Raw genomic sequence first — 24,191 nt, 5'->3', positions numbered from 1 at the left:
GGTAGGTCGGCTGAGCCGGGGTCTCCTCGCGCGGCCCGGTTTCGGTGGGCGGCTGTGTCGGCAAGTGCGGGTGCGTTGTGGCTGGTCGCGCAGTTCCCCGCGCCCCTTAGGTAGGTCGGCTGCGCCGGGGTTTTCTTGTGCGGCCCGGTTTCGAGGTGGGGTGGGCTGTTGAGGTTCGGTGTGTGCGGGTCGTGTTGTGGCTGGTCGCGTCCGCGCGGCGGCAGCCGCAGATCAGATACGGCCCCGCGCCCCTTGGGTACGTCGGCTGCACCGGAGTTTCCTCGCGCGGCCCGGTTTTGGTGGGCGGCTGCGCCGAGGCTTCCTTGTGCGGCCCCGTCCATCCGCCTCCGCGAGCGCGCCGTTCCTCAAGGAAAGCGCCGGCCCTGCGGAACGCCTCCCCCGCAGCCCTCCCGTGCCGCAGGCGCCTCCGCGAGCGCGCCGCCCTTCAGCCCAGCAAGCCTCGCCCCGACCCCCTCCCGCGCCCCTCAGGTTCGTCGGCCGCGCCGGAGTTCCTTGCGCGACGCGAGGCCCCCCATACGCCTCCGTAAGCGCGCCCCTCCTCAAGGCGGGCGCCAGCCCTGCAAATCGCCTCCGCCGCAGCCCCTCCCGTGCCGCAGGCGCGATGCTCGTGCGCCTCCGCCAGCATGCCGCCTCTGCAAACCGACCCCCGCTCCAACCCCCTCCCGTCCCGCAGCCGCGATGCACCCCCCGCCCACATACCTACCTCCGAGTGACCCCACCCGCGCGGCTCCCACCCCCCACCCCCACCCCCCGTTTCTCTGATCGCATGATGAGCACACGCATGCCCCGCCCCCGCGCGGCCCTCATGCTCGCGGCCGTCCTTCTCGCGCCGTTGGGGACAGGCGCCCCCGCTTACGCCACCCCCGTCCACGCCGCCTCCGCCCATGCCATCCCCTCCCCTCCCTCCCCCGGCCCCGAAGCCGAGCTAGTCCCCGGAGTCCCCCCAGGGCCCTATCAGCCCTGGCAGGTCGACACCCCGGACCAGACCCTCGCGCCCGCCGTTTATCAGCCCTCCGCTCGGGAGGATTCCGTGGAGCCCGCCGATGCTCCCGTCGGTACTTATGATCTCGTTGAATATGTGCCGCTGGGGGAGGCCGCCGCCAAGGTTTCCTGTAGTAAGAAAGCCGGGCCTTATCAGAAGCAGGTCGAGCGGTGGCTCAAGCTGAAAGTTGACGGGAAGCAGTCTTCCGGTGACTGCCGGGCTATTCAGGGTTTTCAGAAGGCGCAGAAGATCAAGCCCGCTATTGGGTTCGCCGGGCCTGTGACCTGGTCGCGTATGCAGTTCCTCAGCGCGCTCAAGAACCCCAACGCCGGTAAGAAATGTCCCGTACGGTCGTACAGAGTCGCCTGTGTCGACCTCGGCCGGCAGATCACTTGGGTGCAGAAGGGTACGAAGATTCTCTTCGGGCCCGTGTCCATGCGCAGTGGACGGGCCGGATATGAGACCCGGGGCGGATGGCACAAGATTTATTGGCGGCACAAGAATCATTGGTCGACGCTGTACCACACGGCTATGCCGTACGCGCAGTTCTTCAGCGGCGGACAGGCATTCCACGCCGTGTACGGGAGCATTCACACCACCGTCGGCTCGATGGGCTGCGTCAACCTCACCGTCTCCGACGCCCGGAAGCTGTGGGGGGTGTTGAAGAAGGGGGACCGGGTGTACGTCTGGGGCAAGAGGCGGCTCTGAGAGACTGGGCGGGATGAGAGAGACGGAACGACAGCCCCGAGCGGAGATCGACCTGGCCGCGCTGCGGGCGAACGTGCGCGCGCTGCGGGAGAGGGCGCCCGGGGCGCGCTTCATGGCGGTGGTCAAGGCCGACGGATACGGCCATGGCGCGATCCCCTGTGCCCGCGCGGCAGTTGAGGCCGGCGCCACCTGGATCGGCACCGCCACTCCGGAGGAGGCGCTCACCCTCCGGGCGAGCGCGCGGCTCCCCGCCGACGTCCGCATCATGTGCTGGCTGTGGACCCCCGGCGGCCCCTGGCGAGAGGCGATCGAGGCCGGCGTCGACGTATCCGTCAGCGCCCTGTGGGCCCTGCGCGAAACCGTTTCCGCGGCCCGCGCCGCAGGCATCCCCGCCCGGGTGCAGCTCAAGGCCGACACGGGGCTCGGCCGGGGCGGCAGCCAGCCCGCCGACTGGCCCGACCTCGTCGCGGCGGCACGGAAGGCCGAACGCGAGGGCACGATCCGCGTCACCGGCCTCTGGTCCCACTTCGCCTGCGCCGACGAACCCGGCCACCCCTCGATCGCCGCCCAGCTCGACAGCTTCCGGCGCATGACGGCGTACGCGCAGGCCGAGGGGCTGCGGCCCGAGGTGCGGCACATCGCGAACTCGCCGGCCACCCTCACCCTCCCCGAGAGCCACTTCGACCTCGTCCGCCCGGGCGTCGCGATGTACGGCCTCTCCCCGAGCCCGGAGATCGGCACCCCCGCCGACCTGGGCCTGCGCCCCGTGATGACGCTCATCGCCCCCCTCGCCCTGGTCAAACGGGTCCCGGGCGGGCACGGCGTCAGCTACGGCCACCACTACGTCACCCCGGGCGAGACCACCCTGGCCCTCGTCCCCCTCGGCTACGGCGACGGCGTCCCCCGGCACGCCTCGGGCGCGGGGCCTGTGATGATCGGCGGGAAGTGGCGGACGACGGCCGGGCGGATCGCGATGGACCAGTTCGTCGTCGACCTCGGCGGCGACGAGATCCCGGCCGGCGCCGAGGCCGTACTGTTCGGGCCCGGTGACCACGGCGAGCCGACCGCCGAGGACTGGGCGCGCGCGGCCGGAACCATCGGGTACGAGATCGTCACACGTATTTCCGCGCGGGTGCCCCGCATCTATCTGGACGAGGGCCGGGACGACTAGCTCCGTACGGGGAAGAACCGGGATAACGGCGGGAGAGGAGCGGGTACGTGAGCGAGAGCAGCGCGGAGGCGGTGGCGGACGCGGCCGCCGCCGTCACGGGGGGCAGCTGGCGCAAGGCCACCGGGGTCGCGGGCGCCGCGATAGGCGTCCTGGCCGCCGGTGCCGCCGCCGGGGTCGCCCTGGAACGGGTCACCGTCGGGCGCGGCATGCGCAAGAAGGCCCGCCTCGCCCTGGACTCCACCGGCCCCTACGGCTCCCTGCGCGGCACGCCCGGCAAGGCGTACGCCGACGACGGGACCGAGCTGTACTACGAGGTCGACGACGTCGAGCCCGAGGGCGGGTCCGCGCCGCGCCGGCGGCGGCTGTTCGGACGCAAGGCGCCGGCGCCCGTCACGGTCGTATTCAGCCATGGTTACTGCCTCACCCAGGACTCCTGGCACTTCCAGCGGGCGGCGCTGCGCGGGGTCGTGCGGACCGTGCACTGGGATCAGCGCAGTCATGGGCGCTCCGGGCACGGGGTCGCGCAGTCGCAGGACGGGGTGCCGGTCAGCATCGATCAGCTGGGGCGGGATCTGAAGGCCGTACTCGATGCCGCCGTGCCGGACGGGCCCGTCGTGCTCGTCGGGCACTCCATGGGCGGGATGACGGTCATGGCGCTCGCCGCGCAGTACCCCGAGTTCGTGCGGGAGCGGGTCGTCGCCACCGCCTTCGTGGGGACGTCGTCCGGGCGGCTCGGGGAGGTCAACTACGGGCTTCCGGCGGCCGGGGTCAACGCCGTGCGGCGGGTGCTGCCGGGGGTGCTGAAGGTGCTCGGGCAGCAGGCGGCGCTGGTCGAGAAGGGGCGCCGGGCCACCGCCGATCTGTTCGCCGGGATCATCAAGCGGTACTCCTTCTCCTCCCGGGACGTCGACCCGGCCGTCGCCCGCTTCGCCGAGCGGATGATCGAGGGCACGCCCATCGACGTCGTCGCCGAGTTCTACCCGGCGTTCAACGAGCACGACAAGACCGGCGCCCTCGTCCACTTCCAGGAGCTGCCGGTGCTGGTGCTCGCCGGGGTCGGGGATCTCGTCACGCCCAGCGGGCACAGCGAGGCCATCGCCGATCTGCTGCCCGACGCCGAGCTGGTGCTGGTCCCGGACGCCGGGCACCTCGTGATGCTGGAGCACCCCGAGGCCGTCACCGACCGGCTCGCCGACCTGCTCACCCGCGTGGGCGCCGTACCCGCAGGGGCTACCGTTGGCGGCTATGGAAGCAGCACCGCACAGCCTGGCTGAGCAGACCCTCCGGCTCACCGTCACCTCCCCCGACCAGATGCGGGACCTGGGCCGCAGGCTCGCCCCGCTGCTGCGCGCCGGGGACCTCGTCATGCTCAGCGGGGAGCTGGGCGCGGGCAAGACGACGTTCACGCGCGGGCTCGGGGAAGGGCTCGGGGTCCGGGGGGCCGTGACCTCGCCGACCTTCGTCATCGCCCGCGTCCACCCGTCCCTCTCCGGCGGTCCCGCGCTCGTCCACGTCGACGCCTACCGGCTCGGCGGGGGGCTCGACGAGATGGAGGACCTCGATCTCGACGTCTCGCTGCCGGAGTCGGTCGTGGTCGTGGAGTGGGGGGAGGGGAAGGTCGAGGAGCTGGCCGACGAGCGGCTCCAGCTGGTCATCCACCGGGCGGTGGGGGACACGAGCGACGAGGTGCGGCATGTCGTCGTGACCGGGCTCGGGGAGCGGTGGGCGGCGGCGGGGCTGGAGGCGCTCGCCGTGTGAACGTTTCCGACAGCGCGTCGGGAAAATCTTGCATCAGTGGTATCGGGCGTGGTCATATGGTACTCGGCCCGTGGTTAGGTGTACCTAAGTAAGGCGCCCGTACCGCGATCGCCCCCGACCCTCAGGAGGCGTCCATGCCCGTCCCCGCCGCGCCGATGCCCGTCTCCATGCGCGAGCTGCTCGCGTCCTGCGCCGCCGCCCAGGCGGTCTCCCTGCCGCCCCGCGCGCCCGACCCCGAGCTGCGGGGGGTCGTCGTGCTGGAGAAGCGGGACGAGCGGGGCGAACGGGAAGCCGCCTGAACCCTCCGGGGCTTCAGCGGATCACCATCACCTTGCGCCCCACCATCGCGAAGTCCCACAGCGCGTTCCCGTCCGCGCGCGTCTCGCGGATCGCGCCGGTGCGGACCATCGTGTCGGTCTCCGGGAGGCGCCCGTCGACGGCGGCGCTGAAGCCGATCGCGAGGCCGTCGGGGGTGGCGGTGAAGCGGACGACGTGCTCGACCGGGGTGCCGTCCGTCGCCGTCACCGCGTTCGCCCGGGACGTCACCGGATAGCTGCCCGGCGCCGGGTCGATGCCGCCGGGGTGGACCTTGAACGTCCGGATGACCTTGCCGGTCTCGGTCACCAGCCAGACCCGGTCGTCGTCGATCGAGTACACCACCCGCTGGCCGGTGCCCGAGTTGGCCGGCAGGGCCGTCGGGTGCCTCTTGTCGCGCGGGGCCTTCGAGGCCGCCGCCTGCGAGGGGTTCGGCTGGGGGTGGGCCAGGTCCGCCGGGGCGGTCGCCGAGGCCTGCCAGGCCAGCACGCCGACCGTCGTCATCGCCGCCGTCATGAGCCCGGCCACGAGTCCCGCGCTGCTGCTTGTCACCTGCGCCCACCTCTGGGTCGTAACGTCCGCTTCTGCGGTGACGCTAGCAGGCGGGGACCGGCGGGCCCTGCTTCCCTGCTCGGCGCCGTAGGCTGTTCGCGTGCTCTTGCTCGCTCTGGATACCGCCACCCCCGCCGTCACCGTCGCCCTGCACGACGGCTCCTCCGTCGTCGCCGCCTCCAGCCAGGCCGACGCCCGGCGCCACGGTGAGCTGCTGCTGCCCGCCGTCGACCGGGTGCTCGCCGAGGCCGGGACCGCGCTCGACGCGGTGACCGCGATCGTCGTAGGCACCGGACCCGGCCCCTACACCGGGCTGCGGGTCGGCCTCATGACCGCCGAGACGTTCGGGCTCGCGCTGGGGGTGCCGGTGCACGGGGTGTGCACGCTGGACGGGCTCGCCCACGCGTACGAGGGGGACGGGCCGTTCACCGTCGCCACCGACGCCCGGCGCAAAGAGGTGTACTGGGCGTCCTACTCCGACCCCCGGACCCGGACCGGCGGGCCTTCCGTCGACCGGCCCGCCGACATCCCGGGGCGGCCGGTCGCGTTCGGCGCGGGCGCGCTGCTCTACCCGGACGCCTTCACCGTCGTCGAGGGGCCCGAGCACGTGTCGGCGGGCGCGCTCGCCGCGCTGGCCGTCGAGCGGCTGGCCGCCGGGGTGCCGCTGGACGAACCCCGGCCGCTGTACCTGCGCCGGCCCGATGCCCAGGTCCCCAAGAACTACAAGGTGGTCACCCCCCGGTGACCGGGCCCGTGTTGCACGAGATGCGCTGGTGGCACATCGACGCCGTGCTGGAGCTGGAGAAGGCGCTGTTCCCCGAGGACGCGTGGTCGCGGGGGATGTTCTGGTCCGAACTGGCGCACGCGCGCGGGCCCGAGGCGACCCGGCGGTACGTGGTCGCGGTCGGCGAGGACGAGCGCATCGTCGGGTACGCCGGACTCGCCGCCTCCGGTGACCTCGCCGACGTCCAGACCATCGCTGTCGCCGGTGACCACTGGGGCACCGGGCTCGGCGGCCGGCTGCTCACCGAACTCCTGCGCGCGGCAACGGAGTTCGACTGCCCCGAGGTCATGCTGGAGTGCCGCGTCGACAACATCCGCGCCCAGAAGCTGTACGAGCGCTACGGCTTCGAGCCGATCGGCTTCCGGCGCGGCTACTACCAGCCGGGGAACGTGGACGCGCTGGTGATGCGCCGCACCGACCCCGCGACTCCCGTACGAGGAACCGAGAACGATGACTGACGAACCCCTGGTCCTGGGGATCGAGACCTCCTGCGACGAGACCGGTGTCGGGATCGTGCGCGGTACGACGCTCCTGGCCGACGCCGTCGCCTCCAGTGTCGACGAGCACGCCCGCTTCGGCGGTGTCGTACCCGAAGTCGCCTCCCGCGCCCACCTGGAGGCGATGGTCCCGACGATCGAGCGGGCGCTGAAGGACGCGGGCGTGTCCGCGAAGGACCTCGACGGGATCGCCGTCACGGCGGGTCCCGGGCTCGCGGGCGCGCTGCTGGTCGGGGTCTCGGCCGCGAAGGCGTACGCGTACGCGCTGGGCAAGCCGCTGTACGGCGTCAACCACCTCGCCTCGCACATCTGCGTCGACCAGCTGGAGCACGGGCCGCTGCCCGAGCCGACGATGGCGCTGCTGGTGTCCGGCGGGCACTCGTCGCTGCTGCTGTCCTCCGACATCACCTCCGACGTCCGGCCGATGGGCGCGACCATCGACGATGCCGCCGGTGAGGCCTTCGACAAGATCGCGCGGGTGCTGAACCTGGGCTTCCCCGGGGGGCCGGTCATCGACCGGTACGCCCGTGAGGGTGACCCCGACGCCATCGCTTTCCCACGGGGGTTGACCGGTCCGCGCGATCCCGCGTACGACTTCTCCTTCTCCGGTCTGAAGACGGCCGTGGCCCGCTGGATCGAGGCCAGGCGGGCGGCGGGGGAGGAGGTGCCGGTGCGGGACGTCTCAGCCTCCTTCCAGGAGGCGGTCGTCGACGTACTCACGCGGAAGGCCGTGCGGGCGTGCAAGGACGAGGGCGTCGACCACTTGATGATCGGCGGCGGGGTCGCCGCCAACTCGCGGCTGCGGGCGCTGGCTCAGGAGCGGTGCGCGGCGGCGGGGATTCAACTGCGGGTGCCCCGGCCGAAGTTGTGCACCGACAATGGGGCGATGGTCGCCGCGCTGGGGGCGGAGATGGTGGCGCGGGGGCGGGCGGCCTCGGACTGGGATCTGTCGGCGGACTCCTCGTTGCCGGTGACGGATCCGCATGTGCCGGGGAGTGGGGGCGGGCATGCGCAGGGAGCCGGGGGCGGGCATGGGGGCGGGCACTCGCACGATCACGTGCACGAGGTCAGCAAGGGCAACTTGTACTCATGACCGTCGCGTTGATGTGGGAGGCGCGGGCGGCGGCCGGCCGGGGCGCGGAACTTCTCGCCTGGGCCCGCCGCCAGCCGCTCCCCCTGACTCCCCTGCGCAGGGAGACGTTCCGCGCCCCCCAGGACCGGGTGCTGGTCATCACCTGGTGGGACGCGGAGTACACCGCCCAGCTGCCCGAACTGCCTGAGCCGGACGGGGAGTTGGTCACCCGTGCGGTGCACCGCTGGCGGTTCGAGCAGGTGGACTAGCGGTCTTCGCGGACCTCGCAGACCATCCGCCGGTCGGCCCCCAACTCCCGTACCGCACCGGTGAGTTCGAGCCGGGCCGTATGCCGTACGTCCGCGCTCGACGCCCCCAGCCGCAGCTCCAGCGCCCCTGGTTCGACCACCCGGCGTCCGCCCCGGTCGGTGAAGGCGGACAGGTCGGCGTGGAAGGCGAACGTCACCCGCCGCGCCTCCCCCGGCGCCAGCTCCACCCGCCGGTAACCGACCAGCCGGACGTCGGGCCGCGTCACCGTGGCCACGGGGTCGTGCAGATACAGCTGGACGACCTCGGCCCCGGCCCGGTCACCGGTGTTGAGGACGGTCACGCTCACGTCGTAGGAGCCGTCGGTGGGGATCGCACCCCCCTCGCCGTGCCCCTCCCACGCGAACTCCGTGTACGACCGCCCGTGCCCGAACGGGTACAGCGGTGTCGGGTCCAGGCTGCTGACCTGGTCCTTCAGGCCCAGCGGGGGCTGGAGGTAGGTCCAGGGCTGGCCGCCGGGGATGCGCGGGACGCTCACCGGGAGCCGCCCCGAGGGGTTCACCCGGCCCGACAGCACCCCCGCGACCGCCGGACCGCCCTCCTCACCGGGGAAGAACGCCTGCACCACGGCGCTGAGTTGGCCGTGCCAGCGGCCGAGCGCGTAGGGGCGGCCGGTGAGCAGGACGAGGACGACGGGGACGCCGGTCGCCACCAGCGCGTCCAGCAACTCGGCCTGGACGCCCGGGAGTCGCAGGTCCTCGGCGTCACAGCCCTCGCCGGAGGTGCCCCGCCCGAAGAGGCCCGCGCGGTCGCCGAGGACGGCCACGCAGACGTCCGCCTCGGCGGCGCGCGCGACGGCCTCCTCGAAGCCGGCGGTGTCCGGGGCGTCGACCCCACAGCCCTCGGCGAACGTCACCTTGGCGTCGGGGAGTTCGGCGCGCAGGGCGTCGAGGACGGTCGGGATGTCGATGCCGAGTCCGGTGCCGGGGTGGTGCGGCAGGACGTGCGAGGGGAAGGAGTAACAGCCCAGCATGGCGAGGGAGTCGGCGGCGCGGGGGCCGACGACCGCGATCCTGGTGTCCGGGGCGAGCGGCAGCCTGCCGTCCGGGTTGTCGAGCAACACCACCGACTTCTCGGCGAGTTGGCGGGCGATCGCGCGGTTGGCGGCCGAGTCGAGGTCGATGGGTCCGGCGGGCTCCGGGGTCCAGTCGGGGTCGAGGAGGCCCAGCCCGCACTTCTGGAGCAGCACGCGCCGGACCGCCTGGTCGATGAACTCCTCGCCGATCAGGCCCTGTTGGACCGACTCCAGCAGCGGGTCGCCGTAGCAGCGGACCGTGGGGAGTTCGACATCGATGCCGGCCTCCAGGGCGAGGCGGCCGGCTCCGGCGGGGTCGGCGGCGAGGCGGTGCAGGGTCTCCAGGAAGCCGATGCCGAAGTAGTCGGCGACCACCGTTCCCGTGAACCCCCATTCCCCGCGCAGGAGTTGGGTCAGCAGCTCGGGGTCGGCGGAGGCGGGGACGCCGTCGCGCTCGGTGTAGGCGGCCATCACCGAGCGGGCGCCGCCCTCGCGCACGGCGAGTTCGAACGGCGGCAGCGTGACGTCCGCGAACTCGCGGGTGCCGGCCCGCACCGGCGCCAGGTTGCGGGCGCCCGCCGAGGCGGCGTACCCGGCGAAGTGCTTGAGGGTCGCGACGACCCCGGCGGACTCAAGCCCGCGCACATAGGCCGCGCCGACCGTGGCGACCAGGTAGGGGTCCTCGCCGATCGTCTCCTCGACCCGGCCCCAGCGGTAGTCGCGCACGACGTCCAGGACGGGCGCGAGGCCCTGGTGGACGCCGACCGAGCGCAGGTCGTGGCCGATGCGGGCGGCCATCCTGCCGACCAGCTCGGGGTCGAAGGCGGCGCCCCAGGCGAGCGGGACGGGGTAGGCGGTGGCCCGCCAGGCGGTGAAGCCGGCCAGGCACTCCTCGTGGGCGACGGCCGGGATGCCGAAGCGGCCCGCCCCGGCGATCCGGCGCTGCGCCTGGGCGAGGGCGCGCGCGCCGGTCGCCGGGTCCACGGGGGCGGTGCCGAAGGGGCGGGTCAGCTGGCCGAGGCCGTGGGTGATCAGCTCGTCCCACTCGTAGTCGGCGGTCATGTCGTGCTGGTGCGGCGCGACCCCGCCGCCGTCCGCCGAGGCGCCCACCCACACGCCGTACAGCTGGGCGGTCTTCTCCTGGAGGGTCATCCGGGAGAGCAGGTCGGCGACGCGGTCGGCGGCGGGCAGGGACGGGTCGCGCCAGGGAGCGGGCTCTGGCTTCCGTTCGGGGGCGGTGGTCATGAAACTCCTGTCAGAGGTCGGTGAGCCACCAGGGGTACGAAGCAGTGGGTACGCGGCAGTGTGGGCGAATGTTTCGAGCTGTATTCCGAATGTTCCGGGAACCTATGGCGCCGAACAGGGTTCGTCAAGGGGGCGTGCGGGGATACGATCGCCGCCATGACACCCCCGGACCCCGCTGTAACGCGGCAACAGACCGCGACGCTCGCCGAGATCGCCCGCGAGGCCGGTGTCTCGGCGCCGACTGTTTCGAAGGTCCTCAACGGGCGGGCCGATGTCGCGCCGGGCACCCGCACCCGCGTCGAGGAGCTGCTGCGCGCCCACGGCTACCGGCGCCGGCGGGCCGAGGCGACCCGTTCGCCCCTGATCGACCTGGTCTTCCACGAGCTGGAGAGCGCGTGGGCGCTGGAGGTCATCCGGGGCGTCGAGAACGTCGCGCGTGACGCCGGGCTGAGCGTCGTCCTCAGCGAGAGCGCCGGCCGCCTCACCCCGGGCCGGACCTGGGCCGACCAGGTCGCCGCCCGCCGCCCGCACGGCGTGATCCTCGTCCTGTCCGGGCTCGACGAGTCCCAGCGCGCGCTGCTGACCAGCCGTTCCGTGCCGTTCGTCGTCATGGACCCGGCCGGCGACCCGGGCGCGGACGTGCCGTCGATCGGGGCGACCAACTGGCAGGGCGGGCTCGCCGCGACCCGGCACCTCGTCGAGCTGGGGCACACCCGGATCGGCGCGCTGAGCGGGCCGCCGCACATGATGTGCAGCCGCGCGCGGATCGACGGCTACCGGGCCGCGCTGGAGACCGTCGGGCTGCCGGTCGAGCCCGGCCTCATCCGTACGGGTGATTTCCACCATGAGACCGGCTACCGGCTCGGCCGTGAGCTGCTGTCCCGCCCGGACCGGCCGACGGCCGTCTTCGCCGGCAACGACCTCCAGGCGCTCGGCCTGTACGAGGCCGCGCGCGAGCTGGGCCTGCGCATCCCGGAGGACGTGAGCGTCGTCGGCTTCGACGACCTGCCGGTCGCCCGCTGGGTCGGGCCGCCGCTGACGACCGTGCGGCAGCCGCTGACCGAGATGGCCGAGGCCGCCGCGCGGCTGGTGCTGGAGCTGGGGAAGGCGCCCGAGACGGGGGCGGCGGAGGGTCCGGCGGCGACCCGGGTGGAGCTGGCGACGAGCCTGGTGGTGCGCTCCAGCACGGCCGCGCCGCCGTTGGCTCGAAGTTGACGTATTGACGGGTGGGGCGGGTACCCCGACACTCCTCCGAAGCAAGTCGGTTGCACAACCGAAACTTTCGGAGGCACCCGCAATGAGAGCACTGAGAACAGGTCTGTCCCTGGCGTCGGCCCTGAGCGGCCTCGCCCTGCTCCTGACCGCCGCCCCCGCCGCCCACGCGGCCGACACCCCCCTGCGCGACCTCGGCACCGCCAAGGGAAAGATCATCGGTACGGCGGTCACCGGCTCCAAGCTGACCGGGACCTACGGCGACCTCGCCGGCGCCCAGTTCAGCTCGCTCACCCCCGGCAACGCCATGAAGTGGGGCTCGGCCGAGCCCACCCAGGGCAGCTTCAACTGGGCCGAGGCCGACCAGATCGTCGCCTTCGCGCAGGCCCACAACCAGCAGGTGCGCGGCCACACCCTCGTCTGGCACAGCCAGAACCCCAGCTGGCTCACCAACGGCACTTGGACACAAGCCCAGTTGAGCAGCCTGTTGCAGAACCACATCAGCACGGAAGTCGGCCGCTACAAGGGCAAGATCGCGGCCTGGGACGTCGTCAACGAGGCGTTCAACGAGGACGGCACCTACCGGTCCACCCTCTGGTACAACGGGCTCGGCACCGACTACATCGCCAATGCCCTGACCTGGGCGCGGGCCGCCGACCCGGACGCGAAGCTGTACATCAACGACTACAACGTCGAGGGTGTCAACGCGAAGTCCAACGCCCTCTACAACCTGGTCAGTTCGCTGAAGTCGCGGGGCGTCCCGATCGACGGGGTGGGCCTCCAGGCGCACTTGATCCTCGGCCAGGTCCCGGCCACCCTCCAGCAGAACATCCAGCGCTTCGCCGACCTCGGCGTCGACGTCGCGATCACCGAGCTGGACATCCGCATGGCCCTGCCCGCCGACACCGCCAAACTCGCCCAGCAGAAGGCCGATTACAAGGCGGTCACCGCCGCCTGCGTGGCCGTCGCGCGCTGCGTGAACATGACGGTGTGGGGCTTCGCCGACTCCGACTCCTGGGTCGACAGCACCTTCCCCGGCTACGGCGCGGCCACTCCGTACGACGCCAACTACGCGCCGAAGCCCGCCTATTACGGCATCTCGGAGGCGCTGGGCGGGGGCACGACGACTCCGCCGACGGGAGCCTGCACGGCCGCCTACACCGTCGCCAGCCAGTGGAACACCGGGTTCACCGGGAACGTGACGATCTCCTGCTCGGGCGCCGCACTGGCGTCCTGGCAGGCGAGTTGGACCTTCGGCGCGGGTCAGCAGCTCACGCAGGCCTGGAACGCTGCGTGCAACCAGTCGGGCGCGGTGGTGACATGCTCGAACGCGACCTACAACGGGAGCGTCCCGGACGGGGGTTCGGTGTCGTTCGGGTTCAACGGGTTGTGGAGCGGGAGCAATCCGGTGCCTGCGGTGACGCTGTCGTAACCCGGTCCGGTGACTGTGTCCCGGCTCTAACACTCCGCTCATCTTCGGGACGTACGTTCGTAGGGTGACGCGACTCGGGGAGCAAGGCGACGAAGACAGACGGGTGGGCCGGCGGCCGGGCGTGCTGAAGGCCGTCGGTCTCACCCTGGCGGGGTTCCTGGTGCTGGGCGCGGTGGCCGGCGGCTGGGCGTACTGGCATCTCGACGACAACATCAAGAGCGTCGACATCGAGGGGGCGCTGGGGGACAACCGGCCGGCGCGCGCGATGATCACGCCGTCCGCCTCGGCGCCTGCGCTGCCGACGGAAGCGGTCAACATCCTTGTCCTGGGCTCGGATTCGCGCACCGGCGCCGCGAACAAGGCACTCGGCGGCGGCGACAGCGGCGGCGCCCGCTCGGACACCGCGATGGTCGTCCACATCGACGCGGGCCGCACCGCCGCGACCGTCGTCTCCATCCCCCGCGACACCCTCGTCGAGCGCCCGTCCTGCCCCACGGCCTCGGGCGGTACGACGGCGGCGGTGAGCGGCGCGATGTTCAACAGCGCCTACGAGGTGGGCGGTCCGGTCTGCGCGGTCAAGACCGTCGAGGCGCTGACGAACGTCCGCATGGACCACTACATCGAGGTCGACTTCGCCGGATTCGCCAAGCTGGTCGACGCGTTGGGCGGAGTCACGGTCACCACGGACGAGGACATCGACGACAGCTACAGCCACCTCACCCTGGCGGCGGGCACCCACCACCTCGACGGCAAGACGGCGCTGGCCCTCGCCCGCACCCGGCACGGCATCGGCGACGGCAGCGACCTGGGCCGGATCGGCCTCCAACAGACGCTGGTCAAGGCCCTGTTGGCGCAGATGTCCACGATCGACCTGCTGACCGACCCCGCGAAGCTCTACACCGTCGCCGACGCGGCCACCAGCAGCCTGACCACCGACACCGGCCTCAACTCCCTTTCCGCGCTGATGGAGTTCGCCCGGAGCCTGAAGGGGCTGGATGCCTCCGACGTGACGACGGTGATGATGCCGGTCGTCACCGCGCCCTCCGACCCCAACCGGGTCGTCGCGAAGGAACCGGCGGCCACCGAACTGTGGGAGTCGCTCAACTCGGCCTAGACAGCAGCCCGTTGACGACCGCCGCCAGCTGCGCGGCGACGTCGTACCCTCGCGTCAGCTCCTCCCAGTCCGCCGACATGCCGGTCAGCTGCGGGAGTTCGGCCGCGTCCTGCGGGCCGAGCAGGGACGGGAAGAAGGGGCGGCGGTCGGGTGCGGCGGCGCCTGAGGAGCCGGTTTCTTTCGAGACGCCGGTCGCCTCCGAGGTCTCTTCTGAGGAGCCGGCCGCCCCCGAACCCCTCACGCCGGCCGCCCCACCAGCATCACCGGTGCCCCCGCCGCCCGCGTGAGGAAGACCGTCGCCGAGTTCGGTCCCTGCGGCTTCACCTTCTTGCGCAGCTCCTCCGGCTCCACGGCCGACCCCCGCTTCTTCACCGTGAGGATGCCGACCCCCCGCTCCCGCAGCAGCGCCTTCAACTTCTTCACGTTGAACGGGAGTTGATCGGTGATCTCGTACGCGGTGGCGTACGGGGTCGGGCGGAGTTCGTCGGCGGTGACGTACGCGATGGTCTCGTCGATCAGGCCGCCGCCCTTGAGGCCTTGCGCGACCTCGGCGACCAGGTGCGCGCGGATGACGGCACCGTCGGGCTCGTACAAGTACCGCCCCAGCGGCCGGACTTCGGGGTTCGGCAGGCCGGTGCCGAGGAGGGTGTGCGGGCCGGGGAGCAGGGTCGCGCGGATCGCGCCGGGCCCGGCGCCGAACCACAGCACCGCCTCCTTCACCTCCCCGGCGTCCGAGATCCACTCGGCCTCCGCCTCGCCGGGGACCGCCTCGTGCGGGATGCCCGGGGCGACCTTCAGCGCCGCGGTCCGGGCCGCGCGGGCCGCGCCGATCGCCCAGGACAGGGGCGGCGAGTAGGCCTCGGGGTCGAAGATCCGGCCGCGTCCGCCGCGCCGGGCGGGGTCGACGAAGACGGCGTCGTACGCATGGGTGTCGACGTCCGTCACATCCGCCTCGCGGACCTCGATCAGCTCGGCCAGGCCCAGGGCCCGCGCGTTCGCGCGGGCCGTCGCGGCGGTCAGGGGGTCGCGGTCCACGGCCAGCACCCGGATGCCCTCCCGCGCCAGCGCGATCGCGTCGCCGCCGATGCCGCAGCACAGGTCGGCGACCGAGGCGACGCCGAGCGCCCTGAACCGCCGGGCCCGGTACGCCGCGACGCTCGCGCGGGTCGACTGCTCCACGCCGTTCGGGGTGAAGAACATCCGGGCCGCGTCCTCGGCGCCGAACTTCACCACCGCGCGCTGCCGCAGCCGCACCTGGCCCAGGACCGCCGACACCAGCTCGGCGGGGTGCGCGCGGCGCAGCCGGGTCGCCACGGTCAGCTCGTCGGCCGGGCGGACGTCCCGCAGCTCGGCCAGGAGGGCGCGGCCGGCGGGGGAGAGGAGGGGGGCGAGGTCGTTCACGGGTCCGATTGTCCCTCCCTGTACTCCGGCAGGTGGACCCCGGCCGCCGCCGCGAAGTGTCGGCACCCCTCCCGGTACGCCCTGCTGTAAGGATCCCCGACCATGGGAGTAGTAGGACAAAAATACAAAAAACACACCCCGAGTCAGCTCCGCCGCAGCGGCGTCGCCGTCCTCGCCGTCGCCGCCATCGCCTCCGGCTGCGCGCCGGGCGAGGGCGGCCCGCACAGCGCCCCCGGCGCGGCCGGCCAGCAGGCGGCGCCGGCCGACGCCCTCACGTCGTACGCGAAGAAGCTCCGCATGGAGCAGACCGCGCGGACCGCCGCCGCCAAGCGGTGGGGGCTGAAGCGGGTGCCGCTCGCCGCGCCCGCGCCGCCCGCGAAGAAGCCGCACATCGGGGCGCGGGACGGGTTCGAGGTCGAGGACCAGGAGGAGCTGGGCCTGCCGCCGGTCTTCACGACCGTCCCGACCAAGGAGAAGGTCGTCTTCCTCACCATCGACGACGGCGCTGAGAAGGACCCGGCGTTCCTGCGGATGATGAGCGAGCTGAAGATCCCGTACACCGCGTTCCTCTCCGACTACCTGGCCAAGGAGGACTACGGGTACTTCAAGAAGATGCAGGACGCCGGCGTCGTCCTGAACAACCACACCCTCACCCACCCCTACCTGCCCGGACTCTCGTACGCCCAGCAGAAGCGCGAGATCTGCGGGATGCAGGACGTCATCGAGAAGCGGTACGGCAAACGGCCGCAGCTCTTCCGGCCGCCCTACGGCAACTACAACCGCGACACCCTGCGCGCGGCGAAGGCGTGCGGGGTGAAGTACGCGCCGATCTGGGACGAGGAGGTGTTCGTCGACCACTGGGAGTACCGCGAGTGGGACCGCGACCTCCATCCCGGCGACATCGTCCTGAGCCACTTCCGGGGGAAAAACGACTGGAAGGGAACTATGCCCGACATGATCCGGCGGTTCCTGGACATGGTGACCGAGAAGGGGTACGCGGTGGGGCGGTTGGAGGATTACCTGTGAGAGGGCGGGGGTTGGTGACCGGCGTGCTGCTGGCGGCGGCCGTGGCGCTCAGTGGCTGTGCGCAGTCGGCCGGGCCGATGGAGCGGCTCGGCAAGGAGGCGGCGGAGCGGGTGCGGGGGCATGGGGCGCATGGGAGTCCCGGCGTGGACGGCAGCCCCGGCGCCGACGGCGGTCCCGGCTCCGGGGGGCAGCCGGCGTACCGCCGCTGGGGGCTGACCGGGCCACTGACCCCCGCACCGACCCGCCCGAGCACGATGGGCCTTCCGGGGAAGGGGGTGCGGGTCCTGGACCACGTCCCCACCCGCGACCCCGTGGTCTTCCTCACCTACGACGACGGCGCCGAACGCGACCCCCGTTTCATCGACATGGTCCGCGAACTGCGGCTGCCGGTCAGCATGTTCCTCACCGACAGCGTCGTCGGCCCCGGCTACGGCCACTTCGCGCGCCTGCGCGAGGTCGGCGCCGACCTCCAGAACCACACCCTCCACCACGCCGCCCTCCGCGGCCTCCCCTACGCCGGCCAGCGCGCCGAGATCTGCGGCCAGCAGGAGAAACTCCAGTCCCGCTTCGGCATCCGCCCCCACTACTTCCGCCCGCCCTACGGCACATACGACCAGGTCACCCTCCAGGCGGCCGGGGACTGCGGAATCTCGGCGCTGATCCTGTGGCGGGCGTCGATGGGCCCGGACGGCCTGAGCTTCGCGAGGGGTTCACGGCATCTGCTGCCGGGGGATGTCATCGCGATGGACTCGGACGAGTCCGGGGGGCCGAGCCTGCGGGAACGGACGGTACGGGTGTTGCGGGAGGCGCAGGCGAAGGGGTTGGGGGTGGGGAGGCTGGCGGACTATGCGGGGTGAGGGGGCGGCAGCCCCAGGGCCCGGAAACGCCGGGCTGGGACAGGCCGACGTCAGCTGAAAGCGTCGGTCTCCGCGCCGCGGACATGAGCCGGGATTAGCAGTCCGCTTGACCGAGTGCTAATCGCGGTCATAGTCTCGGGTCTGGCACTCCCCCCTGGAGAGTGCCAACAACGCGACGGGCAGGTCCGGCACCCGCGACGACGGATCGACCTGGTCGCCACCTCAGACAGTTAACCCCGTGAGATCTCCGAAGGGGGAGGTCGGATCGTGACGACCGCCAGCTCCAAGGTTGCCATCAAGCCGCTTGAGGACCGCATCGTGGTCCAGCCGCTCGACGCCGAGCAGACCACGGCCTCCGGCCTGGTCATTCCGGACACCGCGAAGGAGAAGCCCCAGGAGGGCGCCGTCCTCGCCGTGGGCCCGGGCCGGTTCGAGAACGGCGAGCGCCTGCCGCTCGACGTCAAGGTCGGCGACGTTGTCCTGTACAGCAAGTACGGCGGCACCGAGGTCAAGTACAGCGGCGAGGAGTACCTCGTCCTCTCGGCTCGCGACGTGCTCGCGATCATCGAGAAGTAAGAAACCTCAGGTTTTTGAAGCCGCGCCCCTGGCCCCGCGATCCCTTGTTGGAGCCGGGCGCCAGGGGCGCGGCGTTTTTTCACCCACAGATTTTCCGAGAGGGCACCCGCTGTCATGGCGAAGATCCTGAAGTTCGACGAGGACGCCCGTCGCGCCCTTGAGCGCGGCGTCAACAAGCTGGCCGACACGGTCAAGGTGACGATCGGCCCCAAGGGCCGCAACGTCGTCATCGACAAGAAGTTCGGCGCGCCGACCATCACCAACGACGGCGTCACCATCGCCCGTGAGGTCGAGCTCGACGACCCGTACGAGAACCTCGGCGCCCAGCTGGTGAAGGAGGTGGCGACCAAGACCAACGACATCGCGGGCGACGGCACCACCACCGCCACCGTCCTCGCCCAGGCGCTGGTCCGCGAGGGCCTGAAGAACGTGGCCGCCGGTGCCTCCCCGGCGCTGCTGAAGAAGGGCATCGACGCCGCCGTCAAGGCCGTCTCCGACGACCTGCTGGCCACCGCGCGCCCGATCGAGGAGAAGTCCGACATCGCCGCCGTCGCCGCGCTGTCCGCCCAGGACACGCAGGTCGGCGAGCTCATCGCCGAGGCGATGGACAAGGTCGGCAAGGACGGTGTCATCACCGTCGAGGAGTCCAACACCTTCGGCCTGGAGCTGGAGTTCACCGAGGGCATGGCCTTCGACAAGGGCTACCTGTCGCCGTACTTCGTGACGGACCAGGAGCGCATGGAAGCGGTCCTGGAGGACCCCTACATCCTCATCAGCCAGGGCAAGATCTCCTCCATCCAGGAGCTGCTGCCGCTGCTGGAGAAGGTCATCCAGACCGGTGGCTCCAAGCCGCTGCTGATCATCGCCGAGGACGTCGAGGGCGAGGCCCTGTCGACCCTGGTCGTCAACAAGATCCGCGGCACGTTCAACGCCGTCGCCGTCAAGGCCCCCGGCTTCGGCGACCGCCGCAAGGCGATGCTCCAGGACCTGGCGGTCCTGACCGGCGCGACCGTCATCTCCGAGGAGGTCGGGCTCAAGCTGGAGCAGGCCGACCTCGACGTGCTCGGCACCGCCCGCCGCGTCACCGTCACCAAGGACGACACCACGGTCGTCGACGGCGCCGGCGACTCCGCGGACGTCACGGGCCGCGTCGCCCAGATCAAGGCCGAGATCGAGAACACGGACTCCGACTGGGACCGCGAGAAGCTCCAGGAGCGCCTCGCGAAGCTGGCCGGCGGCGTGTGCGTGATCAAGGTCGGCGCCGCCACCGAGGTGGAGCTGAAGGAGAAGAAGCACCGTCTGGAGGACGCCATCTCCGCGACCCGCGCCGCGGTCGAGGAGGGCATCGTCTCCGGCGGTGGCTCCGCGCTCGTGCACGCCGCGAAGGTCCTCGAGGGCGGCCTCGGCAAGACCGGCGACGAGGCCACCGGTGTCGCCGTCGTCCGCAAGGCCGTCGTCGAGCCGCTGCGCTGGATCGCCGAGAACGCGGGCCTCGAGGGCTACGTCATCACCTCCAAGGTCGCCGAGCTCGACAAGGGCCAGGGCTTCAACGCCGCGACCGGCGAGTACGGCGACCTGGTCAAGGCCGGCGTCATCGACCCGGTCAAGGTCACCCGCTCGGCCCTGGAGAACGCCGCCTCCATCGCCTCCCTCCTCCTCACGACCGAGACCCTGGTCGTCGAGAAGAAGGAAGAGGAGGAGTCGGCCGCCGGTGGTCACTCCCACGGGCACTCGCACTGACACCACGTCGGTGAGCTGAAGGCTCCGAGGCCCGGTATCCGTGGGGGTGCCGGGCCTCACCCGTGTCCTCGTACCGGAGTTCCGGCGGGGGCGGTCCGGGAGGGGCGGTCCGGGAGGGGCGGTCCGGGAGGGGCGGTCCGGAGCGGGGAGTTCAGGGCGGGGCGTTCGGGGAGGGGCGTTCGGGGAGGGACAAGTCGCTTACTGCGGACCGTACTTGCGTCCCGTCCGGGACGAGAGCCCGCCCAGCAGCCCCCGGGGCGTCACCTTCACGACCCCCATCAGCGCCTTGTACTTCGGGTCCGGGATCGACACGGACTTGCCGCGCGAGAGGTCCTGGAGCGCCTCGGCGACCAGCTTGTCCGCGTCCAGCCACATCCACCCGGGGATGTTGTCCGTCCCCATCCCGGCCCGCTCGTGGAACTCGGTCCGCACGAACCCCGGGCACAGCGCCATCAGCCGCACCCCGCTGCCCGCGAGATCCTTCGCCGCGCCCTGGGTGAACTGCACGACCCACGCCTTGGACGCCCCGTACGTCCCGCGCGGCAGGAACGCGGCGACCGACGCGACGTTCACCACACCCCCGCGCCGCCGCTCCCGCATCCCCTCGACGGCCGCCGACGTCAGCCGCAGCACCGCCTCGCAGTGCACCTTGAGCATCTTCAGCTCGTCCGCCATCGCCACGTCGAGATAACGGCCCTTGTTGCCGAAGCCCGCGTTGTTGACCAGCAGGTCGACGGGGCTCTTGCGGTCCCGCAGCCGGGCGGCGACCGCCTCGATGCCGGCGTCCTCGGCGAGGTCGGCGGAGAGCACCTCCGCCTCGATGCCGTGCCGGTCGTGCAACTCGGTCGCCTGCTCGCGCAGCCGCTTCGTGTCCCGCGCGACCAGCACCAGGTTGTGCCCGTCCGCCGCCAGCCGCCGCGCGAACGCGGCACCGATCCCCGCGGTCGATCCCGTAATCAGAGCCGTTGTCATGGGCAGAAGACTAGGCGGCCGAACGGCCCGCTCCGGGCCCCTGTCCAGGCCCTCCCGAACGTGAAGAACCCGTGGGCAACGGCTTGATGACACTCTCCGGCCGGCCCTGGACAAGGGCGGCCCGGCCCTCTTCAGCCCCCGTACTTCTCGACGTACTCCAAAGCCGCCCTCCTCTCCTCCGGATGGAGCGCCTCGCCGGCCGCGAGGACGCGGGGCAGCAGCGCCCGCTCGGTGGTGACCGCGCGGAAGGCGACGGCCACCGACACGTCGTGCTCCGGACGGTGGACGATCTCCACGGGGTCCCCGGCCTGGATCTCCCCGGGGACGATCACCCGCAGATACGCGCCCGTCGCCGCCGCCCGGGTGAACCGTTTGACCCATCCCGGCTCGCCCATATGGCCCTGGAACGTCCGGCACGGGATACGTCCGCTGCTGACCTCCAGCACCACCCGCGCGCCGATCCGCCACCGCTCCCCGATGAGCGCCCCGGAGACGTCGATCCCGGCCGTCGTCAGGTTCTCCCCGAACATCCCGTTGCCCAGTTCCCTGTCCAGCACCCGCTCCCACTCGTCCAGATCCTCGCGCGCCACCGCGTACACCGCCTGGTCGTCCCCGCCGTGATGCCGCAGGTCCGCGATGTGGTCCCCGGCCAGACCACTCCCCCCGGCCCCCTTGGCCCCCGGCGCCGCCACCCGCACCGGGCCCTCGACCGGGCGCTTGTCGATCCCGGTCAGCCCTTGCGGCTGATCGGTGTACGGCACGGCCTTGAGCCGGCCCACGTTCACGGACAGAAGCCTCATACAGGAAACCGTAGCGACCCCGGCTCAAAGCGTCCAGACATTTTTGACCTGCATGTACAAGGTCTGCTTATGCCTCGGGTTATCCTCGGCCGCGTGATAGAAGCCCGCCATCTGCGCGTCCTGCGCGCCGTCGCCGCCACCGGCTCGTTCTCCGCCGCGGCCCGCGAACTCGGCTGCACCCAGCCGGCCGTCAGCCAGCAGATGAAGGCCCTGGAGAGTGCGGCGGGCACCCCGCTGCTGATCCGCGGCGGACGCGAGACACGGCTGACGGAGGCCGGCGAGGCCCTGGTCCGGCACGCCACCGGCATCCTCGCGGGACTCACCGCCGCCGAGGAGGAGGTCGCCGCGATCGCGGGCCTGCGCGCGGGCCGGGTCCGCCTGGTCTCCTTCCCCAGCGCCAGCTCCACCCTCGTCCCCACCGCCCTGGCCGCCCTGCGCGCCGCCCACCCCGGCACCCGCGCCCACCTGGAGGAGGCCGAACCCCCGCACTCCACCGCCCTCCTGCGCGCGGGCGACTGCGACATCGCCCTGGCCTTCCGCTACGAGGGCGCCGGACCCGGCGGGGAGGAGTGGGCCGACCTCGTCGTACGGCCGCTGCTCACCGACCGGCTCGTCGCCGTCGTGCCCGAACGGCATCCCCTCGCGCGCGTGGGCGCCGTCGCCATCACCGATCTCGCGCGCGAGCCCTGGATCGCCGGGTGCCCGCGCTGCCGGGGGCAGCTGGTGCGGGTGTGCCAGAACGCCGGGTTCACCCCGCGGATCGACTTCGCGACCGACGACCATCCCGCGGTCGTCGGCCTGGTCGCGGCCGGGCTCGGGGTCGCCGTCGTGCCGCGGCTCGCCCTGGCCTCCGTACGCGCGCGCGGGGTGCGCACGCTCGCCCTGGAGCCCGCCGTGCGGCGGGAGGTCGTCGCCCTCACGCTGCCCGACCTGGCCCGGGTGCCCGCCGTCGCGGCGACCCTGGACGAGCTGGAACGGGCCGCCGGGCAGCAGTGAGAGCGGGGTACGCGCGCGTACCCCGGTCACGGGTCCTCCTGCGGGCAATTAGGTGAAACGTTCCTTCATGTGTTCGAAGCGGCGACCGGCGTCGTCGTCACCAGGCGGTGGCGGGCCCGGCCCATGAGCTCTTCGCGCTCGTCCTCGGTCAGCCCGCCCCACACGCCGTACGGCTCACGCACCGCGAGCGCGTGTGCCGCGCACTGCGCGCGGACCGGGCACCTCATGCAGACCTCCTTGGCCGAGTTCTCGCGAGCGCTCCGGGCGGCTCCGCGCTCGCCCTCCGGGTGGAAGAAGAGCGAGCTGTCGACCCCGCGGCAGGCAGCCAGGAGCTGCCAGTCCCACAGGTCCGCGTTCGGTCCTGGAAGGCGGGAGAAATCTGCCATTGCGTGACCCCTTGTAGCCGTGCTGAGCGGATACGGTGCCCACGACCGTACAACTACGATCTAAGGAGATGAAAATATGACTCATTGGGAATCTAGCCCCAGACACCACCTGAAGGGAAGAAATGGGTCTAAATGGGGCACCGGTTGTGATGAAACCGCGAGGGTCCGCTGTGCCTGTCTGCACCGTCTCCGCACCCTCACGTAGAGTGCCGAAGAGGCTACGCAGCCCCGTAACTCTTTCGAGTGACCGTCGTTGAGAGTGCGGAGGCGGTTGAAAACACAAAAGCTCGGGCAGATGTCCGAGCCGGTCGACCGCACAGGTGAATACGTACCAGCCTGGAGGCACAAGGTGACGCGCATCAGCTGCGGAGGGCGGCCATGACATCCGTCCTCGTCTGTGACGACTCCCCGCTTGCCCGAGAGGCGCTGCGCCGCGCGGTCGCGACCGTGCCCGGCGTCGAGCGCGTGACGACCGCGGCCAACGGCGAGGAAGTCCTCCGCCGCTGGGGAGCGGACCGCTCGGACCTGATCCTGATGGACGTACGCATGCCCGGACTGGGCGGCGTCGAGACCGTACGGCGGCTGCTGTCCGCCGACCCCGGTGCGCGCATCATCATGCTCACCGTCGCCGAGGACCTGGACGGGGTGGCCCTCGCGGTCGCCGCCGGGGCCCGCGGCTATCTGCACAAGGACGCCTCCCGCGCGGAGCTGCGCGCGACCGTCACCCAGGCGCTCGCCGACCCCACCTGGCGGCTCGCCCCGCGGCGGCTGCGGTCGGCCGAGATGGGGGCGGCACCGACGCTCACCGCGCGGGAGATCCAGGTGCTCGAAGGGATGAGCCATGGGCGGTCCAACGCGGAGATCGGGCGGGAGCTGTTCCTGTCCGAGGACACCGTGAAGACCCACGCGCGGCGGCTGTTCAAGAAGCTGGGTGCGTCCGACCGGGCGCACGCGGTGGCTCTCGGGTTCCGCTGGGGGCTTGTCCGCTAGGGCGGTGCGCCTGTGGGGGTGCCGCGTTCCGAGAGTCATCTTGGACACACTTCCCGTGCGCTGCGGCTGTCCGTCGTCCTCCAACTCTCCGCTGGTGAGCGGGGTGGTGGGTGATGGCGGGCGTCGGCTGCGCGGGCGGGACCCCCGGAGGGCCGCTGCTCGTTTCGGCGGCGATGCCGCATGCTTGAGGTGTGGAGTTCCTCGGGGACGAGTCGGCCGAGCGGGAGGGGAGAGCGCAGGAG

At 72.0% G+C, this 24,191-nt stretch carries 25 protein-coding genes; 18 read left to right on the top strand and 7 right to left on the bottom strand.

Annotated features, from left to right (window positions below):
* Positions 1-826: 826 nt before the first annotated feature.
* The 5 genes from ACYUD3_RS15965 (at position 827) to ACYUD3_RS15945 (ending at position 4,939) form a co-directional block, all read left to right on the top strand.
* The gene (locus ACYUD3_RS15965; RefSeq protein WP_470969710.1) at positions 827-1,711 is read left to right on the top strand and encodes a L,D-transpeptidase; all 885 of its coding nucleotides are present in this window, start codon (positions 827-829) and stop codon (positions 1,709-1,711) included.
* 13 nt (positions 1,712-1,724) lie between these two features.
* Complete coding sequence (gene alr, locus ACYUD3_RS15960) at positions 1,725-2,882, top strand: alanine racemase (protein WP_470969707.1); 1,158 nt, start codon at positions 1,725-1,727, stop codon at positions 2,880-2,882.
* A gap of 47 nt (positions 2,883-2,929) precedes the next feature.
* The gene (locus tag ACYUD3_RS15955) at positions 2,930-4,156 is read left to right on the top strand and encodes an alpha/beta fold hydrolase (protein ID WP_470969705.1); all 1,227 of its coding nucleotides are present in this window, start codon (positions 2,930-2,932) and stop codon (positions 4,154-4,156) included.
* Positions 4,128-4,640 carry a tRNA (adenosine(37)-N6)-threonylcarbamoyltransferase complex ATPase subunit type 1 TsaE gene (tsaE, locus tag ACYUD3_RS15950; protein WP_470969702.1) on the top strand — a complete coding sequence of 171 codons (513 nt, stop codon included), beginning with the start codon at positions 4,128-4,130 and terminating at the stop codon, positions 4,638-4,640. Before ACYUD3_RS15955 ends, tsaE begins: the two co-directional genes overlap by 29 nt.
* A 134-nt stretch (positions 4,641-4,774) precedes the next feature.
* Positions 4,775-4,939 (top strand): hypothetical protein, encoded by a 165-nt coding sequence (locus ACYUD3_RS15945; protein WP_470969699.1) that lies wholly within the window; start codon positions 4,775-4,777, stop codon positions 4,937-4,939.
* Between the two features lie 13 nt (positions 4,940-4,952).
* Here the strand turns inward: ACYUD3_RS15945 and ACYUD3_RS15940 are convergent, their stop codons facing one another.
* Complete coding sequence (locus tag ACYUD3_RS15940; RefSeq protein ID WP_470969697.1) at positions 4,953-5,507, bottom strand: hypothetical protein; 555 nt, start codon at positions 5,505-5,507, stop codon at positions 4,953-4,955.
* Between the two features lie 100 nt (positions 5,508-5,607).
* Here ACYUD3_RS15940 and tsaB point away from each other — a divergent pair, with 100 nt between their 5' ends.
* Genes tsaB through ACYUD3_RS15920 form a run of 4 tightly spaced genes read left to right on the top strand, consistent with a single transcriptional unit; the run spans position 5,608 to position 8,129 of the window.
* A complete protein-coding gene (tsaB, locus tag ACYUD3_RS15935) occupies positions 5,608-6,252 on the top strand; it encodes a tRNA (adenosine(37)-N6)-threonylcarbamoyltransferase complex dimerization subunit type 1 TsaB (protein ID WP_470969694.1) in 645 nt (214 codons plus the stop codon).
* A 20-nt stretch (positions 6,253-6,272) separates the two neighbouring features.
* Positions 6,273-6,749 (top strand): ribosomal protein S18-alanine N-acetyltransferase, encoded by a 477-nt coding sequence (gene rimI / locus ACYUD3_RS15930; protein WP_470969834.1) that lies wholly within the window; start codon positions 6,273-6,275, stop codon positions 6,747-6,749.
* A complete protein-coding gene (tsaD, locus tag ACYUD3_RS15925; RefSeq protein WP_470969691.1) occupies positions 6,742-7,881 on the top strand; it encodes a tRNA (adenosine(37)-N6)-threonylcarbamoyltransferase complex transferase subunit TsaD in 1,140 nt (379 codons plus the stop codon). The genes rimI and tsaD overlap by 8 nt, the downstream gene beginning before the upstream one ends.
* Positions 7,878-8,129, top strand: coding sequence for a hypothetical protein (locus ACYUD3_RS15920; protein ID WP_470969688.1), 252 nt, complete (start codon positions 7,878-7,880; stop codon positions 8,127-8,129). Before tsaD ends, ACYUD3_RS15920 begins: the two co-directional genes overlap by 4 nt.
* Here ACYUD3_RS15920 and ACYUD3_RS15915 read toward each other — a convergent pair.
* Complete coding sequence (locus ACYUD3_RS15915; RefSeq protein WP_470969687.1) at positions 8,126-10,447, bottom strand: beta-xylosidase/alpha-l-arabinosidase; 2,322 nt, start codon at positions 10,445-10,447, stop codon at positions 8,126-8,128. The genes ACYUD3_RS15920 and ACYUD3_RS15915 overlap by 4 nt on opposite strands.
* Positions 10,448-10,603: 156 nt before the next feature.
* Here ACYUD3_RS15915 and ACYUD3_RS15910 point away from each other — a divergent pair, with 156 nt between their 5' ends.
* The 3 genes from ACYUD3_RS15910 (at position 10,604) to ACYUD3_RS15900 (ending at position 14,205) form a co-directional block, all read left to right on the top strand.
* Entirely contained in the window at positions 10,604-11,662 is a 1,059-nt protein-coding gene (locus ACYUD3_RS15910; protein ID WP_470969684.1) for a LacI family DNA-binding transcriptional regulator, read from the top strand.
* A gap of 82 nt (positions 11,663-11,744) precedes the next feature.
* Complete coding sequence (locus tag ACYUD3_RS15905) at positions 11,745-13,091, top strand: glycoside hydrolase family 10 protein (protein ID WP_470969682.1); 1,347 nt, start codon at positions 11,745-11,747, stop codon at positions 13,089-13,091.
* Between the two features lie 64 nt (positions 13,092-13,155).
* Positions 13,156-14,205 carry an LCP family protein gene (locus ACYUD3_RS15900; protein ID WP_470969679.1) on the top strand — a complete coding sequence of 350 codons (1,050 nt, stop codon included), beginning with the start codon at positions 13,156-13,158 and terminating at the stop codon, positions 14,203-14,205.
* Here the strand turns inward: ACYUD3_RS15900 and ACYUD3_RS15895 are convergent.
* Together ACYUD3_RS15895 and ACYUD3_RS15890 are read right to left on the bottom strand one after the other, a co-directional pair.
* The gene (locus tag ACYUD3_RS15895) at positions 14,192-14,446 is read right to left on the bottom strand and encodes a hypothetical protein (protein WP_470969676.1); all 255 of its coding nucleotides are present in this window, start codon (positions 14,444-14,446) and stop codon (positions 14,192-14,194) included. The genes ACYUD3_RS15900 and ACYUD3_RS15895 overlap by 14 nt on opposite strands.
* Positions 14,443-15,606 carry a class I SAM-dependent methyltransferase gene (locus tag ACYUD3_RS15890; RefSeq protein ID WP_470969674.1) on the bottom strand — a complete coding sequence of 388 codons (1,164 nt, stop codon included), beginning with the start codon at positions 15,604-15,606 and terminating at the stop codon, positions 14,443-14,445. The genes ACYUD3_RS15895 and ACYUD3_RS15890 overlap by 4 nt, the downstream gene beginning before the upstream one ends.
* Positions 15,607-15,708: 102 nt before the next feature.
* Between ACYUD3_RS15890 and ACYUD3_RS15885 the strand changes: the two genes are divergently transcribed.
* The 4 genes from ACYUD3_RS15885 to groL all read left to right on the top strand — a co-directional run bounded on the left by ACYUD3_RS15885 (position 15,709) and on the right by groL (position 19,805).
* The gene (locus tag ACYUD3_RS15885) at positions 15,709-16,632 is read left to right on the top strand and encodes a polysaccharide deacetylase family protein (RefSeq protein WP_470969671.1); all 924 of its coding nucleotides are present in this window, start codon (positions 15,709-15,711) and stop codon (positions 16,630-16,632) included.
* A complete protein-coding gene (locus tag ACYUD3_RS15880) occupies positions 16,629-17,489 on the top strand; it encodes a polysaccharide deacetylase family protein (RefSeq protein WP_470969668.1) in 861 nt (286 codons plus the stop codon). Before ACYUD3_RS15885 ends, ACYUD3_RS15880 begins: the two co-directional genes overlap by 4 nt.
* A gap of 267 nt (positions 17,490-17,756) precedes the next feature.
* Complete coding sequence (gene groES, locus ACYUD3_RS15875) at positions 17,757-18,065, top strand: co-chaperone GroES (RefSeq protein WP_070026284.1); 309 nt, start codon at positions 17,757-17,759, stop codon at positions 18,063-18,065.
* 114 nt (positions 18,066-18,179) lie between these two features.
* On the top strand, positions 18,180-19,805 hold the full coding sequence (gene groL / locus ACYUD3_RS15870) for a chaperonin GroEL (RefSeq protein ID WP_470969664.1): 1,626 nt from the start codon (positions 18,180-18,182) through the stop codon (positions 19,803-19,805).
* Between the two features lie 198 nt (positions 19,806-20,003).
* Here groL and ACYUD3_RS15865 read toward each other — a convergent pair whose 3' ends face one another.
* Together ACYUD3_RS15865 and ACYUD3_RS15860 are read right to left on the bottom strand one after the other, a co-directional pair.
* Positions 20,004-20,777, bottom strand: a complete 774-nt coding sequence (locus ACYUD3_RS15865) for an SDR family NAD(P)-dependent oxidoreductase (RefSeq protein WP_470969660.1) — start codon at positions 20,775-20,777, stop codon at positions 20,004-20,006.
* A gap of 131 nt (positions 20,778-20,908) precedes the next feature.
* Complete coding sequence (locus ACYUD3_RS15860) at positions 20,909-21,577, bottom strand: MOSC domain-containing protein (protein ID WP_470969657.1); 669 nt, start codon at positions 21,575-21,577, stop codon at positions 20,909-20,911.
* A 93-nt stretch (positions 21,578-21,670) separates the two neighbouring features.
* On the opposite strand from ACYUD3_RS15860, the gene ACYUD3_RS15855 reads away from it, so the two are divergent.
* Complete coding sequence (locus ACYUD3_RS15855) at positions 21,671-22,573, top strand: LysR family transcriptional regulator (protein WP_470969655.1); 903 nt, start codon at positions 21,671-21,673, stop codon at positions 22,571-22,573.
* A 65-nt stretch (positions 22,574-22,638) separates the two neighbouring features.
* On the opposite strand, the gene ACYUD3_RS15850 is transcribed toward ACYUD3_RS15855, so the two are convergent.
* Complete coding sequence (locus tag ACYUD3_RS15850) at positions 22,639-22,959, bottom strand: WhiB family transcriptional regulator (RefSeq protein WP_470969653.1); 321 nt, start codon at positions 22,957-22,959, stop codon at positions 22,639-22,641.
* 378 nt (positions 22,960-23,337) lie between these two features.
* Between ACYUD3_RS15850 and ACYUD3_RS15845 the strand changes: the two genes are divergently transcribed.
* Positions 23,338-23,949, top strand: a complete 612-nt coding sequence (locus ACYUD3_RS15845; RefSeq protein WP_003948568.1) for a response regulator transcription factor — start codon at positions 23,338-23,340, stop codon at positions 23,947-23,949.
* Positions 23,950-24,191: the final 242 nt, after the last annotated feature.

It is taken from the genome of Streptomyces sp. AMJ-169, assembly GCF_055597585.1.
This window is presented reverse-complemented; position numbering and strand designations above follow the sequence as displayed.